General features: G+C 71.7%; 11 protein-coding genes. 6 read left to right on the forward strand and 5 right to left on the reverse strand.

Translation table 11 applies throughout. The features are described 5' to 3' along the window. Positions 1-68 precede the first annotated feature (68 nt). From GA0070604_RS17150 to GA0070604_RS17165, 4 genes are all read left to right on the forward strand, one after another. Positions 69-1,310: a hypothetical protein gene (locus GA0070604_RS17150; RefSeq protein ID WP_141721313.1), complete on the forward strand. Its 1,242-nt coding sequence runs from the start codon at positions 69-71 to the stop codon at positions 1,308-1,310. A 153-nt stretch (positions 1,311-1,463) separates the two neighbouring features. Next, positions 1,464-2,144, forward strand: coding sequence for a hypothetical protein (locus GA0070604_RS17155; RefSeq protein ID WP_244161954.1), 681 nt, complete (start codon positions 1,464-1,466; stop codon positions 2,142-2,144). 278 nt (positions 2,145-2,422) lie between these two features. Further along, positions 2,423-4,759 (forward strand): transglycosylase domain-containing protein, encoded by a 2,337-nt coding sequence (locus tag GA0070604_RS17160; RefSeq protein ID WP_091118880.1) that lies wholly within the window; start codon positions 2,423-2,425, stop codon positions 4,757-4,759. Between the two features lie 18 nt (positions 4,760-4,777). After that, positions 4,778-5,383 (forward strand): YdeI/OmpD-associated family protein, encoded by a 606-nt coding sequence (locus tag GA0070604_RS17165; protein ID WP_091118883.1) that lies wholly within the window; start codon positions 4,778-4,780, stop codon positions 5,381-5,383. Between the two features lie 148 nt (positions 5,384-5,531). Here the strand turns inward: GA0070604_RS17165 and GA0070604_RS17170 are convergent, their stop codons facing one another. The 4 genes from GA0070604_RS17170 to GA0070604_RS17185 form a co-directional block, all read right to left on the reverse strand. After that, the gene (locus GA0070604_RS17170; RefSeq protein ID WP_091118886.1) at positions 5,532-6,125 is read right to left on the reverse strand and encodes a TlpA family protein disulfide reductase; all 594 of its coding nucleotides are present in this window, start codon (positions 6,123-6,125) and stop codon (positions 5,532-5,534) included. Then, positions 6,122-6,553, reverse strand: coding sequence for a hypothetical protein (locus GA0070604_RS17175; protein WP_091118890.1), 432 nt, complete (start codon positions 6,551-6,553; stop codon positions 6,122-6,124). The genes GA0070604_RS17170 and GA0070604_RS17175 overlap by 4 nt, the downstream gene beginning before the upstream one ends. Positions 6,554-6,633: 80 nt before the next feature. Further along, positions 6,634-8,688: a M6 family metalloprotease domain-containing protein gene (locus GA0070604_RS17180; protein ID WP_091118893.1), complete on the reverse strand. Its 2,055-nt coding sequence runs from the start codon at positions 8,686-8,688 to the stop codon at positions 6,634-6,636. 188 nt (positions 8,689-8,876) lie between these two features. Continuing rightward, positions 8,877-9,761, reverse strand: a complete 885-nt coding sequence (locus tag GA0070604_RS17185) for a dihydrodipicolinate synthase family protein (RefSeq protein ID WP_091127204.1) — start codon at positions 9,759-9,761, stop codon at positions 8,877-8,879. A gap of 289 nt (positions 9,762-10,050) precedes the next feature. On the opposite strand from GA0070604_RS17185, the gene GA0070604_RS17190 reads away from it, so the two are divergent. Beyond that, positions 10,051-11,283, forward strand: a complete 1,233-nt coding sequence (locus tag GA0070604_RS17190; RefSeq protein WP_141721314.1) for a PucR family transcriptional regulator — start codon at positions 10,051-10,053, stop codon at positions 11,281-11,283. A 73-nt stretch (positions 11,284-11,356) separates the two neighbouring features. On the opposite strand, the gene GA0070604_RS17195 is transcribed toward GA0070604_RS17190, so the two are convergent. Continuing rightward, the gene (locus tag GA0070604_RS17195) at positions 11,357-13,273 is read right to left on the reverse strand and encodes a Xaa-Pro dipeptidyl-peptidase (RefSeq protein WP_091118899.1); all 1,917 of its coding nucleotides are present in this window, start codon (positions 13,271-13,273) and stop codon (positions 11,357-11,359) included. 468 nt (positions 13,274-13,741) lie between these two features. Between GA0070604_RS17195 and GA0070604_RS17200 the strand changes: the two genes are divergently transcribed. After that, complete coding sequence (locus GA0070604_RS17200; protein ID WP_244161955.1) at positions 13,742-16,162, forward strand: M14 family metallopeptidase; 2,421 nt, start codon at positions 13,742-13,744, stop codon at positions 16,160-16,162. Positions 16,163-16,331: the final 169 nt, after the last annotated feature.

Raw genomic sequence — 16,331 nt, forward strand, 5'->3', positions numbered from 1 at the left:
AGCGACCGCCTTCGGTAGAGTACGGGCGTTGATCGACGGCATTGTCCGTCGATCGGAGGGGTACCGGGATGACTCGACGGAGCGGGCGGCTGACGCGGGGCTTGCTGCGTCTCGGCCTCCTGCTCGGCGGGATGCTCGCGGCGTGGGCCGGCCATGAGGTCGCCACCGCCGATGCCGCGTACGCCGCCGACCGGCCACCCGTCGTCGGGGCCACCCTCGACCTGCTCAGCGGCGTTCTCCGCCCGGTCCTCGGCGCGGCCCCGCCCGCGTCGGCGCCCGGCCCGGCCGTCGACGCGGCCGCCCGGCACACCGCACCGACTCCACCGCCGATCAGGACCGTCGTTCCGCCGAAGCGGACGGCGCCACGGCCGCCCGGCTGCCCCGCCGGGCCGACCCACCGCAGGCTCCGGCCACCGCCGCAGGGGGCCGGGACGGGACCCGCCCGGGGTCGGGTGACGAGACCGTCCGCCCCTCTCCCCGACCGGGTCACCGCGCCGCCACGAACCGACCGGCCCCGCGACGCGCACCGCCCGACACCCGGCGGGACACCCACCCCGGCGGCGGGCGCGCCGAGCCCGGTCACCAGACCGGCCCGCACCGGGACGCTCACCCCCGTCGCCGACGCCCTGAGCCCCGTCATCGAAGCGATCCGCAGCCGAGTAATCACCCCGGCCACCGGTGCCCTGAAACCCGTCACCGAACCGGTGCGTGCCGGGATACTCACCCCGGTAGCCGACATCCTGGCCCCGGTCATCAGGCCGCTCGCACCGGTGCGGCGCGGGTTGGCACCGGTACTTGAGCCGCTCGAACCGGTGCTCGACCCGGTCCTGAAGCCGCTCGAACCGGTGGCCGACCTGCTGGATCCGGCCACCGACCCACCGGCCGGGTCAGCACCCCCGGTCACCGGTCCGGGGCTCGGCCTGACCGACCCGATCCCTCCCCCGCCCGACTCGCCGGCCACCACCGCGCTCCCGCCGCTCGCCACCGACCCGGCGGCCGCCGACCCGGGATGCGCCGAATTCGACCCGGGCACGCCGGCCGCCGCCCGGCACACCACGTCGGACCGGTCGGCGTCGAGCCAGGCCAGGCCGGACGGGCCGCACCCGCTACGGTCGGACGCCGACTCCGCGCCGGCCCGGCACATCCCCGGCAGCGGCAAGGTCGACCTGTCCGGCGGTGGGCACGGCGCCCCCGCCGACGCCTCCGCCGGCGCCTGGACGGCGCCCGTCCTGCCTGCGCACCGGTGCCGCCCGCCCGACGGCGACGCGCTCCGGTCCCGCTCACCCCGCCCGGACACCCGGCCCGCCTGACCGGCGCGCCGCTCGGTGCCGCCCGCGGGCGGTACGGGAGAACCCGCGTACCTCCGAAGGATCTGGCCGACCCCTGGTGTCCCCCACCGTGGCGTGACCCGTGTCGGCGACCTTTCCGACGTAACCGATCACGATGGCGACCAGGAGTTACTCATGAGCGTGAGCATGCCCGTCATCCGGGCCCGATGGCGCGACATCGGCTGGATCGCCGATCTCGTCACCGACGCCCTGAACCCCACCCCCATCGGCGCCTGGCTCGTCCCGGACGAGCGACATCGACCATCCGTGCTCGCCGCGGTGGCCCGGATCTGGACCGAACACGCACTGCTCTTCGGCGACGCGTTCCTGCTCCAGGACGGCTCGGCGGCGGCCGTCTGGTTTCACCGCTACCGGCCGATCCCGCCACCCGCGCGGTACGCCGACCGGCTCGCCGATGCCTGCGGAGAGCACCGGGAGCGGTTCGACCGCCTCGACCGGGTGCTCGCGGCGCGGCGTCCCACCGAGGCGCACAACCACCTCGCGCTGCTGGCCGCACCGGGGCGGTCCTCGGCGCGGCGGGCAGCGGCGCTCCTCGCCGGGGCGCAGCGCTGGATGGACACGCTGGGCCTGCCGACGTACGCGGAGGCGTTCACCGAGGCCGACCGGGACCTGTTCCGCCGGCACGGCTACGCCGACCGGGAGGCCTTCCCGGTGCCGGACGGCACGACCACGCACCCGATGTGGCGGCTGTCGCCGTTCTGGACCGGCCGCTCCGGCGGCAACGCCCGCTGGCCGGCCTGCCGCCCGCCGGCCCTGACGCGTAACGGCCGGGTGAACGCTTGGGCCCTGCGCTGAGGTGGTCCGACCGGGGCGGCCCCGCAGGAGGACCGCCCCGGTCGCGTCCCGTCACCACCGGCAGTCGGGGGAATTACCGCTGGTCAGGCACGAAACCGATCGACGGTGGGCGCTCCCGCAACCCGCCCCACCGAGGTCTCGTCGAAGGCGACCGTCAATGCCCCGATCGCGATATAGAACACATCCGGCGACGGCGGTGAGACACGACGTACCCGCAGCTCCACTAACGTGCAGGTCGAGCAGGGACACGATTCGGCCGAGCAGTCGGAGGGTATCGGGTGCGGGAACTTCCTACCGATCACAACGACCACGCCGGCGGTGCCACCGCCCCCACCCGGCGCCGGAAGCGTCGGCGTCACCGCCTCCTGATCTTCCTGGCGGTCTTCGCGCTGCTGGCCGGCTCCGGCCTGCTCGCCGGTGGCTACTACTTCGACAGCGTGCCCACGCCCTCGGACCTCAGACTTCCCGAGTCGACGACCGTCTACTACGCCGACGGCCGCACCCCCATGGCGAAGCTGGGCGACGAGAACCGCACGATCGTCCCGTACGACCAGATGAACGACTCCGCCAAGCAGGCCATCGTGGCGGCCGAGGACCGCACGTTCTGGACCAACAAGGGCATCGACTTCAGCGGCGTACTCCGCGCCGCCTGGTCCAACCTCACCGGCGGGCAGCGCCAGGGCGCCTCCACCATCACGCAGCAGTACGCGCGGGTCGCCGCCGACCTGAACGGGGTCACCTACTCGCGCAAGCTGCGCGAGGCGGTGATCGCCTGGAAGCTGGCCGACAAGTACAGCAAGGAGGAGATCCTCGGCTTCTACCTCAACACCGTCCCGTTCGGGCGGGGCGCGTACGGGATCGAGGCCGCCGCGCAGACGTTCTTCGGCAAGACGGTACGCCGGGACGCGCCGCCGGCACAGCAACTGACCCAGGCGGAGGCGATGGTGCTCTGCGCGATGGTCAAGCAGCCCGAGGCCGATCCGGCCGACCCGGAGGGCGCACCCGGCTACGACCCGCGACGCAACGCCCTGGCCAAACAGAACTCGATCGACCGCTGGAACTACATCCGCGACGGCATGGTGAAGCTGGGCTACCTGACGCCCGAGCAGGCGGCGAACCTGGCGTACCCGGACACGGTCAAGCCGATCGACCCCGACGCCGGCCGGTCCGGGCTGGACCAGCCCACCGGCCTGGTCGTCAACCACGTGCTCGGCGAGCTGCGCCAGACCGAGCAGTTCCGGGGCAAGCCGGACGAGGTCATCCGCGACGGCGGCTACAGGATCGTCACCACCATCGACAAGCGGGTCCAGGACGCGGCCGAGGCGAGCGCCGACATCCGCCGCGGCACCGCCCCCGAGGCGGTCCGCGGCCAGCCGGACAACTGGCAGGCCGCGCTGGTGGCGGTGGAACCGGGCACCGGCCGGGTGCTCGGTTACTACGGCGGCAACAACGGTCGCGGCGCCGACTACGCCGGCTGGTACTACGACGAGGACGGGCAGGCGCACGGGTTCGGCCAGCACCCGCCGGGGTCGTCGTTCAAGGTGTACGACCTGGCCGCCGCCGTGCAGGACAAGATCTCCGTGAAGCAGCACTTCGACTCGCCGGAGACCAAGGAGTTCCCGGATTCGGGGCGGACCAAGGGCAGCCCGGCCGGCCCGATCCGCAACGCCGAGCACGCCGCCTGCCAACCGGACTGCGCGCTCTGGGAGGCGACGGTCGCCTCGCTGAACGTCACCTATTTCGAGCTGACCGAGAAGCTCGGCACCGCTAAGGTGATCGACATGGCGAAGCGGGCCGGGGTCGACTCGATGTGGGCGACCGAGAAGGGCAACCCGCAGCCGCAGCGGGTGGACCTGCGCGACAAGCCGGCCGCCGAGGTGGCCAAGCGGTTCTCCACCGAGGTCGGCATCGGCCAGTACGGCATCACCGTCCAGGACCACGCGAACGGGATGGCGACCTTCGCGGCCGGCGGCAAGCGCGCCGAGGCGCACTTCGTCCGCTCAGTGACCAAGGGCGACGACGAGTTGTACGCCGAGCGGCTGACGCAGACCGACGTCGGGCTGGACGAGGAGGCGATCAACCAGCTCGACTGGACGTTGCGCCGGGTACGCGCCGCCAGGCTCGACAACGGCTGGGACTCCGCCGGCAAGACCGGCACCTGGCAGGCGGGCCAGAGCACCACGCAGAACGTGCACACGTGGATGGTCGGGTGGACCGGTGCCCTCGCGGCGGCGGTCTGGCTCGGCACCAGCGACGGCAAGCCGCTGAGGACGAAGAACGGCAGCTACGAGGTGTACGGGTCCAACGCCCCCGGACCGATCTGGCGACAGTTCATGGAGCAGGCGACCGCGGCCATGAAGCTCGACCCGGGCAAGTACCGGTTCAGCGACCCGAGGTTCCCGGACGACACCCCACCGCCGTCGGCCACGAACCGGCCGGCGCCGACCACCTCCTCGTCCCCTACGGCCTCCTCTCGTCCGACGCCGAGCGCGACGCCGTCGGACTCCAGGCCCAGCCCGAGCCCGAGTGACCCGCCGACGCCGACGCCGAGCGGCTCGCTCTCGCTGAGCCCGCTGCCGAGCGTGTCGCCGTCGCGGACCAGGGGGCCGAGGTGACCACCAGGAGGTGCCAGCATGCCCGTTGAACTGCCGGAACTGATCGTCCCGGACGCCGCCGCCTGGCGGCGGTGGCTCGGTGAACACCACGCCGACCCGGACGGCGTGTGGCTGGTGCTGGCGAAACGCGGCGGCACCGGCCCCACCACCGTCAACTACGACCAGGCGCTCGACGAGGCGCTCTGCCACGGCTGGATCGACGGCCAGGTGAAGAGCCGCGACGAGGGCACCTACCGGCAGCGGTTCACCCCACGCCGGGCGCGCAGCCCCTGGTCGGCGCGGAACGTCGGCATCGTCGAGCGGCTGCTCGCCGAGGGCCGCATGCACCCGGCCGGACTCGCCGAGGTGGAACGCGCCAAGCGCGACGGCCGCTGGGACACCGCGTACGCCGGACAGGCCACGGCGGAGGTCCCGGCGGACCTCGCGGCCGCGCTCGTCGCCGAGCCCCGGGCCCGGGCGATGTTCGACATCCTCACCGCTCAGAACCGGTACTCCATCCTCTACCGGCTCGCCACCGCCAAGCGCGCCGACACCCGCCAACGCCGGCTCGCGGAGTTCGTCGCCATGCTGGCCCGCGGCGAGACCGTCTACCCACAACGCCGGCGGCTCGGCGACCCCGACTGACCGCCCAACCGGTGTGCGACCCTGGTCCGGGTGGTCGTGGTCGACGTCGATGACACGCCGTGCCTCACCCGCCGGGGAGGGCGCGCGCGCCCGGGCTGCGCTTCGTCGCCTGTCTGCAGAGCGGCGTACGGCGGCGCGGCCGGCCGGGTCAGGAGGCCAGCACCAGCTCACGCAGCTTGCCGTCGAGGGTCGGCGCGTCGACTCCGCCCGGCCAGCCCCGCAACAGCGCACCGCCCTTGGCGACGACCACCACGGCCGGTGGCTCGCGGACCGCGTACGACTGCCCGATCGTGCCGTCATCGTCGACGACGACCGGGTACTCCACCCGATGTTCCCGCAGGTACCGGTGCAGGTCATCCGGCTTGTCCTCCCCGGCCACCCCGACGAGGACGACCCGGTCCCGGTAGGTGCGGGCCAACTCGCTCAGCGCGTCCTGCCGCTGCTCGCACTGGGCGCACCAGGAGCTGAAGAAGACGAGCACGACCGGCCGGTCGGCCCACAGGTCGGCGAGGGCGACCCGACTGCCGTCGGTCAACGAACCGGTGACGGCCGGCGCGGCCGGCACGCCGGAGGGGGCCGGTCGCAGCGCGAGCCCATCGGGCGCCGGGCCGGGCAGCGCCGCGGCACCACCGGGGACCGGCTCCGGCCGCGCCGGGGCGCCGTCGGAACAGGACGTCGAGGACAGCACCGCGACCAGGGCCAGCGCTGCGGCGGCCAGGCGGACGGCGTACCTGCGGGTCATGCCGGCACCACCGCGACGAGCGCGGGGCCCTCGCTGGTGTTCGGGGTGAGGTCGATCGGCGGGTGGCCGTCGACGACCAGCCGGTAGGCGTCCCGCGTGGCCACGTTGACCGGCACGGCGAACTCGCAGTACGTCGGGACGCGCGCCACCTCCAGGTCTTCCGCGAAGGTCGCCACCGCGGTGCCCGACGACAGCGAGCCCTCGGCGAGCGGGTGGCCGGCGGCGTCGATCACCTGGAACGGTGCGCGGTTGTGGAAGTGGGTGTAGGGGCCGGTACCGGCGCACGGCTCGCCCTCCGGCCGGATGTTGATGTCGCGGACGAGCACCCGTACGGTCATCGCCGACCGGGGCTCCTCGGCGCCGCCGCAGGCGGTCAGCGCGCCAGCAAGCAGCGACGGCAGCGACAGCACTGCCAGCAGGCGCCGCATCTGTCCTCCCAGGTCGTCGTGAGGGTGGAGCCCGGGGCGGTGCGGCGAACGGTCCGCACCGCCCCGGGCGATCGGGTGGATCAGCTGATCAGTGCCCGGGGTCGTTCGACCCGGCACTGGCTGGTCACGGTCTTGCTCGGGTCGCTCACCGAGGTGGCGGTGAGCTCCACCAGGGTGGTCGCGGTCGCGTCGGCGCTAGCGCCGACCGAGACGTCGACCCCGGTGGTGGCGCCGAACTTGGCCACGGCCAGCTCGTTCGGCAGCTCCACCTTCCAGCCCTTGCCGGGCACGGTCGCCGAGAGCTTGTACACGTCGGACGTCAGGTACTCGCTGGCGTCCTCCGGGTGCTGCTGCTCGCCGGCCACGTACCGGCCGGTGTTGGTCAGGTCGAAGGTGCAGAACGCGCCCTTGCCGGTCGGCTTGCCCCGGGTGACCAGGGAGCCCTTGGACAGGGCGACGCCGTGCTCGCTCGGGCCGGCGCCGTCCAGCGACCGCACCGCCACCGTGTACGACAGCACCCCGTCGGCGTCCCGGCGGAGGTTGAGCACGTAGAAGTGCAGCCGGTTGGCCTCGTCCACGTACTCGTACTCGCTGCCGGAGTTGGCGCCGGCGTGGAACAGCGCGTCGGACAACTGCCGGTAGTCGCCCATGGTGATCTTCTGCGGGGTGCCGTCCGGCTGGTAGAAGTCCACCATGTCGATGTCCTGCGGGTTCGCGTCGACCACCCACACGAACGGGGCGCTGTCCGCGTTCTTGGTCTTGCTGAGCAGCACGCCGCTGTCCGGCGTGAACGAGTCGGCGCCCATCCGGTCGACGACCTCGACGGTGTAGTTGTTGTAGTTGCCGCCGTCGCACAGCGGGTTGGTGTTGACGCTGCACGCCGGCGAGAGGTCCCGGTTCATGGCGATGTTGATGCCGGTCAGGCCGTCCCCGGCGTCCACCGCGCGGGCGGTGATGTCGGCGACCACGAGGCCGGAGGTGGCGAGCCCCTCCCGGGACAGCCGCAGGACGTGCTCCTCACCGATCAGCTTGATCTTCATCTTGTCCCGCAGCATGTGCAGCGAGCCCATCGAGCCGCCGTTGACCGGTGGGATCTGCCAGCGGGTGTGCGGGCCGCCCGGACCGTTGAAGGAGCCGCGCGACATCATGCTCCAGATGCCGGTGTACGCGCGACGCAACGGAACGCCGTACGGGTTGTTGTAGTTGTCCCCGATGCTGAGCAGGTGGCTCAGCTCATGGGCGTAGACACCCATGCCCGAGCTCTCCGCCTGGGTCGACGAACCGCCGCCCGCGTTCGGCCAGATCGTGGCGGCCGCCTTCCAGGACGTCCAGTCGACGTACCGGGTCTTGGCGTAGTTGGGCAGGTTGGGGTCCGGCGGGCCCCAGGCGTCCGGCACGTCCTCCTTGTTCTGGAACATCATCTGGCCGAACTCCTGCCAGGTCGAGGACTCGTCCTGACCGGCGGAGAGGATGAAGACCAGCTCGAAGCTGTTGGCGACCTCGTCGCCGACCGCCGCGCGCCAGGCGCCGAGCCCGTCGGTACGGATGTTCCGGTTGCAGGTCACCCCGGACGGGCAGGCGCCGGGGTTGAAGCTGTTGTCGATGCCGTACTGGAACGACTTCGACGGCATCTCGTACGGGCCGAAGCCGGTGAGGTCGACACCGTAGCGACCGTTGGAGTCCTGCATCCAGTACTCGTGCAGGGTGTGTCCCCGGTTCAGCTCGTTGGGCTTGTTCAGGAACTCGCTGTAGAACTGCGCGACCTGGTCCCGCGCCACGTTCGTCGCGCTCGCCTGCGGGTTGCCGAAGACCGAGGACTGCGCGGGCTGGGTGACGACGAACGGCTGGTCCGGGTAGTCGAGCGTGACCAACGCGATCTTGAAGTTTCGGACCGACCCACGCACGGTGAGGTCGGCCCAGTTCCGGTTCGGCACCGGGACGTATTCGTCCCAGGTCATCGTGTCGGGGTTCTGCCAGTGCTGCGGGTCGAGCACCTGGAACGGGGCGATCCCGTCCGGTGCGTCGCCCGGTGCGGCGGCGGCCGTGCCGGCGGAGCCGGACGCGACCACGACGGTCGCGACTGCGGCGGCCAGCACCGAACGCCACACCGTGCGCCGGGTGGGCAGAAGGTGCATCGGGTCACCTTTCAGATCGGGGGCTCGGGAGGGTGAGGCGATCGAAGCCGGGCGGACTCGCCGGCCGGCATGATCACACCCGAACCGAATCTAGGAGCCGGCCGACCCGTGGTCACCGTGCAGATGTCGGCAGGTGCGCCGGCCGCTTCCGACACGTGCAGGACGTTCGCCGGCGCGGACCGTCGTGCCTAGACGTCGGCCCGCAACGCCCGCCGCAGGTCCCGGCACACCCGCGCCTCGGTCTCCGCCGGCAGCGGGCCACGGGGCGGCCGGCACGGCCCGCCGTACCGGCCGACGAGCGCCATCGCCAGCTTGACGGCCTGCACCACCTCTGGCCGGGAGTCCCAGCGGAGCAGGGGGTGCAGCTGGGCGTACAGCGGCAGCGCCGCCGCCAGGTCCTGCGCGGCACACAGCCGTTGCAGGCGCCGGCAGAGCCGGGGCAGGGCGTTGGGGCTCTTCCCGATCCACCCGGTCGCGCCGCACACGGTCAACTCCAGCAGCACGTCGTCGGCCCCGACCAGCACGTCGAGATGGGGGCACAGGTCACGGACGTGGTGCAGCCGGCGTACGTCGCGCTCCCGTACCGCCAGGACGCCGTCGGTCTCGGCGACCCGGGCGAGCAACTCCGGCGTCAGGTCCACCGTGCTCTCGGCCGGGTCGGCGTACACCACCACCGGGAGCCCGACGGCGGCCACCTCGCGGTAGTGGGCGACGACCTCGGCGGCGGTGCCCGGGTGCCCGACCGGCGGCGGCGCGAGCACCGCCTGGGCACCGGCGGCCTGGGCCTGCTCGGCCCACCGCCGGGCCTGCCGGCTGCCGTACCCGCCGACGCCCGGCACCACCGCACAGCCGCTCGGCACGGCCTCGACGGCGGCGCGGACCACGTCGGCGCGCTCGCCGTCGGACAGGGACCGGTACTCCCCCAACGTGCCGCACGGCGCGACTCCCTGGCAGCCCTCGTCGGCAAGCCAGCGTACGTGTTCCTGGAGCCGGTCGTAGTCGACGGAGAGATCCGCCCGGAACGGCGTGGGGATGGCGGCGATGACGCCCTGCCAGGGCCTGGTAGCGGCCACGACGTCCCTTCCCGGTCACTCCGTTCGTGCGGGCGTACCCAGCGACTGGACGACCCACCCTGGCCCGATGGGCCGGCAACCGCACACGTTAGGGGGGGTGACCTCTCGCGGTCTTCCGACAGATGCCGAAACCGCCGAGGCTCATCCGGGTACGGATGTTGCGGTGAGGTTACGGGGATTGCGCCATCAGGCCAACATCATCGAAGGTAGGCCAACCGTCCTACCAGCACATATCCAGCCCCATCCCAGCGAGGCGTCGCGGGAGCGGGTTGGTGTCCGGGAGAAGCGCATGCGCATGGAGCTGCAACGCATCGTCGACCGGGTCGCGGCACGGGTCAAACGGCCGGCCCTGATCGAGGACCGGCGCCAGCGGGTCGTCGTCTACAGCGAGCACACCGGGGTGATCGACGGAGTACGCCGCAGCTCGATCCTGCGCCGGCACACCACCCCGGAGGTGATCGCCTGGGCGCGGGAGATCGGGATCATGGAGGCCCGGGAGCCGGTGCGTACCCCGGCCTCCCCCGAGCTGGACCTCCTCCCCCGGGTGTGCGTGCCGATCCGGCACCAGGACCTGCTGCTGGGCTTCGTGTGGTTCATCGACGAGGCCGAGGGGATGACCGACGAGGACATCTCGGTGGTCACCGAGGCGATGTCGGACCTGTCGCTCGCCCTCTACCGGGAGAACCTGCTCGGCGAGCTGACCTCGCAGCGGGAGGCGGAGGCGACCCGGACGCTCCTCGTCGAGTCCCCGGAGGCCCGCCGCGAGGCCGTCCGATCGTTGCTGACCGACGGCTTGGTCGGCACCGACGGTCAGGTCACCGCCCTGGTCGCCCAGCTCGTCGTGGCCGCCGACGACGCGCTCGACGACGCGGCCCGGCTCGCCCTGGAGCACGCCCTCGTGGCGACCCGGCAGTGGATCGGATCGCGCGAGACGCTGCACCTGGTCCGGCACGACCACGGAGTGCTGCTGATCTGCGGGGGGCGCAGCGCGGTCCGGGTGGCCGCGGAGGACGCCGCCGCGCAGCTCGACCAGGCCCTGCGCGGGGCGATTCGGGGGCTGACGTCGGTGGCGCGCACCGTCCTCGGCGTCGGCGACGCCCGGCCCCGCCTTTACGACAGCGTGCTGTCGTACCAGGAGGCGTTCCAGGCGGCCCGAGTGGGCGTGCAACTGCCCGCGCTGGGTCCGATCGTCCCCTGGTCCGAGCTGGGCATCTACCGGCTGCTGTCCGGGGTGGACGCCCGGCACCTGGACGTCGCGCGGGTGCATCCGGGGCTGGGCCGCCTGCTCGGCGACGAGACCCAGCAGGTGCTGCTCGAAACCCTGGAGACCTACCTCGACCTGGCCGGCAACGCCCACGCCACGGCGGAACGGCTGCGGCTGCACCGGACGACGCTGTACTACCGGTTGCAGCGGGTGGAGCTGCTCGCCGACACCGACCTCAAGGACGGCAACGAACGGCTCTGCCTGCACCTGGCGCTGAAGCTCGGCCGCCTGACCGGCCAGTACCAGCCGAGCCAGTGATCGGCGCCCCGGGCGGGGCGGACGAACCAGGGGTGGGACGCCGGGTGCCCGGCGCCCCACCCCCACGGAACTGCTACAGGCCGGCCGCCGCGGCCGCCTGCCGACCGCCGACCACCGGCAGGGTGATCCGGCTACGGTCGAAGTGCACGGTGATGTCGGCCCGGTTCTGCTTGGCCCGGCTGCTGTAGCCGGAGTACGAGCCGAGCAGGACCACGCCGATCTGGTTGCCGGTTTCGAACACGTAGTCCTCGGGCAGCAGGTTCAGGTCGACCTCGGTCTTCTGCCCGGGCACCAGCGGCGTCGACACGGACAGCGAGTCGAGGTTGAGGCCGTCGAGGATGCCCTTGGTCACCAGCTCCTGCGGGCTGGTGACGACGGTCTTCTCGACCTTGCGGTAGCAGGCGTCCTCGGCGAACCCGCCCCAGTTGGCCGTCTCCCCCCAGCAGTCCTCCTGGGTCAGCGTACGGACGCCGTCACCGGCGGTGCTGAAGCGTTCACGGCTGCCGTAGTCGACGAGCAGCCCGGCGAAGCTGGTGTCCTCGCCGTCGACGGTGGCGTTGATCCGAACGATCGGGGTGCCCGAGATGTGCAGGGGCGCCTTCAGCGGCGCGGAGAGGAACACCAAGCGGTTCTGCGTGTTCGCCGCCGGGTCCGACGGGTGCCGGATGGCGTTGGCCTGGGTCATCGTGGGCGTGTCCCGGAAGGCGGCCGACGCGTTGCCGGGACCGGAGCGCAGGGCCAGGCCACCCGCGTTCCCGCTGGTCGGCGCGGTGAGGAACACCTGGGTCGGCTGCGTGTTCGGCAGCGGCCAGGTGCGGGCCGTCTCCCAGACGTCCGGCGCCCGCTCGATGTCCACGGCCGGCTCCCGCATGATCCCGTTGTCGATGCCCTGGAGCCAGTAGTCGAACCAGCGGTGCAGGGTGTCGACCCACTTGGTGCGGCGGAAGTCGAACGGGTCGACGTGGCCGGTGCCGGTCATCCAGAGCTTGCGCGGCACGCCCTGCTCGCCCAGCGCCTCCCACCACTTGCTGAAGTGGTCCGGGCGGACGTTGTCGTCGTTGATGCCGTGCACCACGAAGACGCTGGCCTTGACCCGGTCGGCGTGCGGCACGTAGTCGCGTTCCGCCCAGAAGTCGTTGTAGTCCCCGGTGGTGTCGTCGCCGCCCTGCCCGAGAGCCGTCCGCACCGGCGCGCAGTACGCCCGGCGGTCGGGGTTGGTGACCGTGTTGGCCAGGCTGCCCGAGTAGTTGTTCGCCCGGGTGACCAGGCCGTTGCTGCGCGAGTAGTCGTACCAGCTCGAGATGGCCGAGATCGGCACGATGGTGGTCAACCCGTCCACCCCGCTGGCGGCCGCGGCGTTGGCCAGGGTGCCGTCGTACGACTTGCCGATCATGCCGGTCCGGCCGTTGTGCCAGTCGGCGACGACCTCCCGGCCGGCGGCGTCGAACCCGGGCCGGCGCCCGTTGAGCCAGTCGATCGCCGTCGGCGCGCTGATGTTGTCGGCCTGACCGCCGGTGACCGGGCAGCCGGTCGAGTTGTTGGTGCCGATCATGTCGAGCAGGATCACCGCGTAGCCACGCGGAACGAAGTAGTTGTCATAGAAGAGGGGCCATTTGTCATTCAGCCCGTCTCCGTCGACATCGCCCTTGCATTCGCTCTCGTTGCCCCGACAAACCGTCGAGTAGTACGGGCTGGCGTCCATCACCACGGGGACCTTCAGCCCGTTCTCGCTGGCGCTCGGCCGAATGATGTCCATGGCCACCACGTCGCGCGCACCGTCGCCGTCCGTGTCGACGTCGGAGGTGACGAAAATCCGTTCCCGAACGGCGTCGGAATATCCGAAAACCGGTTGGGTGACGCCGTCCTCGATCGCCAGCCCGGGGCGTTCGTCGGCACCTGGCCGGGCCAGCGCGCCGGTTGCCGGCAGGCCGGTGGCGGCCACCGCCAAGGCCACCACCGAGGCGCGCAAGGCAAGTCTTCCTCTTCGCATCCGCGTGCTCCCTCTCCCCACAGCGCCCGTCGACCTGCAGGTCTACTCTTCCGCCCGGCATGGACGTGGGTCGCCGCCGTGACGGTCGCACCGAACCTACGGACCCACGCGCGGGCAGGTCATCGGACACCTGTGGAAGATGGCAGGCATCGACTCCTACGCCTGTCGCACCGTCGCCGGAACCATCGCCTCGGCGGCCACGTGGCTCGACCGCCGGACCGTCGATTCAGGAGCCGTCCATCATTGACAGCCACCCGAAGATGCGTTCAGGATTGGCCCGACCGCCGCCCCGACCGCCCACCGGGCGCTCACCGATGTGAATTCACGTCCGCGGACCCCGTTCGCCGCACCGGTTGCGGTAACCGATTCCTTCAGCCCTCGCCCGCTTGTCGCGGGTCTCGATTCCGCCGATCGTCGCGGGCCATGAATTCCCGCACCTGCCCACCGACAGAAAGGGAGAACATGCGAGTGTCAATCTCGGGTGACCGCCGCTGGCGGGCACCCGTCGTCGCGATCGCGGCCTTCTCGGCCGTGCTTCTGGTCAGTCCCGCCTCCGCCGTCACACCGGCCGGCGGCGCAGCCGGCCAGAGCGTCGAGCTGAACCGGCTTCCCGACGAGGAGGCGAGTGTGGTGGAGATCCTGCTCGCCGACAGCGGTGAGCTGGACGAACTCGTCGCCACCGGCGTCGACCTCGACCACCACGTGTCGCGCACCGAGGAGGGCATCGTCGTCCACGCGGTCGTCACCCCGAACGAGGTGGCGGCCCTACGCGCCCGGGGCTACCAGGTCGGCGACGTGCTCTTCCGACCCACGGACTCGGCGGAGCGCGTCGCGGAACGGGACGCGACCATCGCCGCGCACAAGGCGGAGAACCGGGCCTTCACCGCGTCCCTGACGGCCGCGGACACCTCGGATGTGAAGATCATCCGCGCCGACTACTACACCTCCGGCACCGACCAGATCCTGTCGGTCGAGGCGAAGTGGGCCGAGGGTCAGAACTCGACCAGCACCCTCACCGTGGTCCGGGACAGCGGCCCCGGCACGGCGCTCGGCTCGGGCGGCACCCAGACCATCTCGCGCTTCGTCGACGCCGGCGTCTACCTCTACCACCGGGGCGCCTCGACCGTGACGACCCGCCCGGACCGGATCCAGATCACCAGCCCGACCGGCGGGGTCGCCGTCGCCCAGGTCAAGGAATGGCTGCCGATCCCGGCCGACGATCCAGAGGGCCCCGGCTACCAGAAGGACTTCGTCACCAGCTATCTCACCCCGACCGAGCTGTACGAACGGATCCACCAGCTCGCCGCCGAGTTCCCCGACCTGGCCGAGGTCGTCGAGCTGCCGTATCAGACGAACGGCTACCGCCGCAAGGCCCAGACGGTGCTCGGCACCACGAACGCCAACCGGGTGGCGGTCGACTCGCTGGCCTGGGGGCACGAGGGCGGCAACGAGATCTCCGTCGAGCTGGTCAACCCGGGTGCCGCCGGCCGTCCCCTGTCGGTGAGCGTGACCGGCAAGGACATCCGGGTCAGCCTGGCCACCAACGCCAGCGGCGCGCTGACCACCACCGCGGCACAGGTCGTCGCCGCGCTGAACGCCAACGCCGGGTCGCTCGTCCGGGCGTACACCTACCGCGGTGACGCCGGCGCCGGAGTGGTCGCGGCCACCGCCCGGACGGCGCTCACCGACGGCCTGAAGGCGCCGGCCAGCGTATCCCGAGACCCCCACCCGATGTACGCCATCCGGATCGGCAAGCACCGCGACGGGTCCCGGATGGGTGTCCTCGCGTACGCCCAGGAGCACGCCCGCGAGTGGGTCCCGCCGCTGGTCGCCATCGAGACCGCCGAGCGGCTGCTGCGCAACTACGGACACGACGGCCGCACCAAGCAGCTGGTCAACAACCTGGACATCTGGATCGCCCCGTCGATCAACCCGGACGGCGGCCACTACTCGTTCTACGACTACGCCTCGCAGCGGAAGAACATGACCAACCACTGCCCGCTGACCGATGCCGCCGACGCCCTCGGCCGCAACTCGTGGGGCGTGGACAACAACCGCAACTACACCGAGTACAGCCTGTTCGACGGCTACTCGGGCGCGTCGAGCAGCTGCACCAGCGGCACCTACGCCGGGCCGAGCGAGCTGTCCGAGCCGGAGGACAAGAACCTCGACTGGCTGGCCCAGCACAAGAACATCAAGTTCTCGATGAACCTGCACTCCTCCGGCAACTACTTCATGTGGTCGCCGGGGGCGTACGCCACCCCGGGCCGGATCTCGGCGCCGCGGCCGACCCTGGCCGAGGAGTCGTTCTTCTGGGGCGCCTCGTCGCGGATCCTCACCGCGATCAAGCGGCACCGCAACATGGCGGTCACGCCGGCCCGGACCGGCCCGATCTCCGACGTGCTGTACTCGGCGGCCGGCAACTCCGGCGACATGCTCTGGTACAAGTACGGCATCTACGCCTGGAACTTCGAGGTCGGCACCTCGTTCCAGCCGGCGTGGGCGGAGGCGCACCAGGAGACAATGGAGTTCGCCAACGGCCTGGTCGAGCTGATGCGGGTGGCCCGGGACTTCGACACCGACCACCAACGGCCGAAGAGCGGCCTGTCGGTGACGGCGAGCAGCACGCCCGGCATGGTGGACGTGACGTTCACGGTGAGCGAACCGGCGGCGGTCTTCTACACCGTCGACGGCAGCGCACCGACCTACTCGTCCACGCTGTACGCCTCGGCCGGCATCCGGGAGGGCGGTGAGACGCTGACCCTGCCCGTGGGGACGAAGATCCACTGGTTCTCGGTGGACGCGGCCGGCAACGTGGAGAACAACTACCGCGCCGACGGCACGGGTAAGAACTATCAGAAGGGCAGCGCGGTGCTGCCCACCAGCTGAGACAGAGGACAACCTGGTGCCGGGTACGGTGGCTCACACCCCGTACCCGGCACCCGGCCGTCACGCCCGACATCGGCCGATCTGATCGACCACCTCGACATCGGCGGGATTCGTCGCCGGCGACGGCCGGTGTGGACGACACCTGCCGACTCATCCCGATGCCTCACGT

The sequence above is a fragment of the Micromonospora eburnea genome (assembly GCF_900090225.1).
Taxonomy (GTDB): domain Bacteria; phylum Actinomycetota; class Actinomycetes; order Mycobacteriales; family Micromonosporaceae; genus Micromonospora; species Micromonospora eburnea.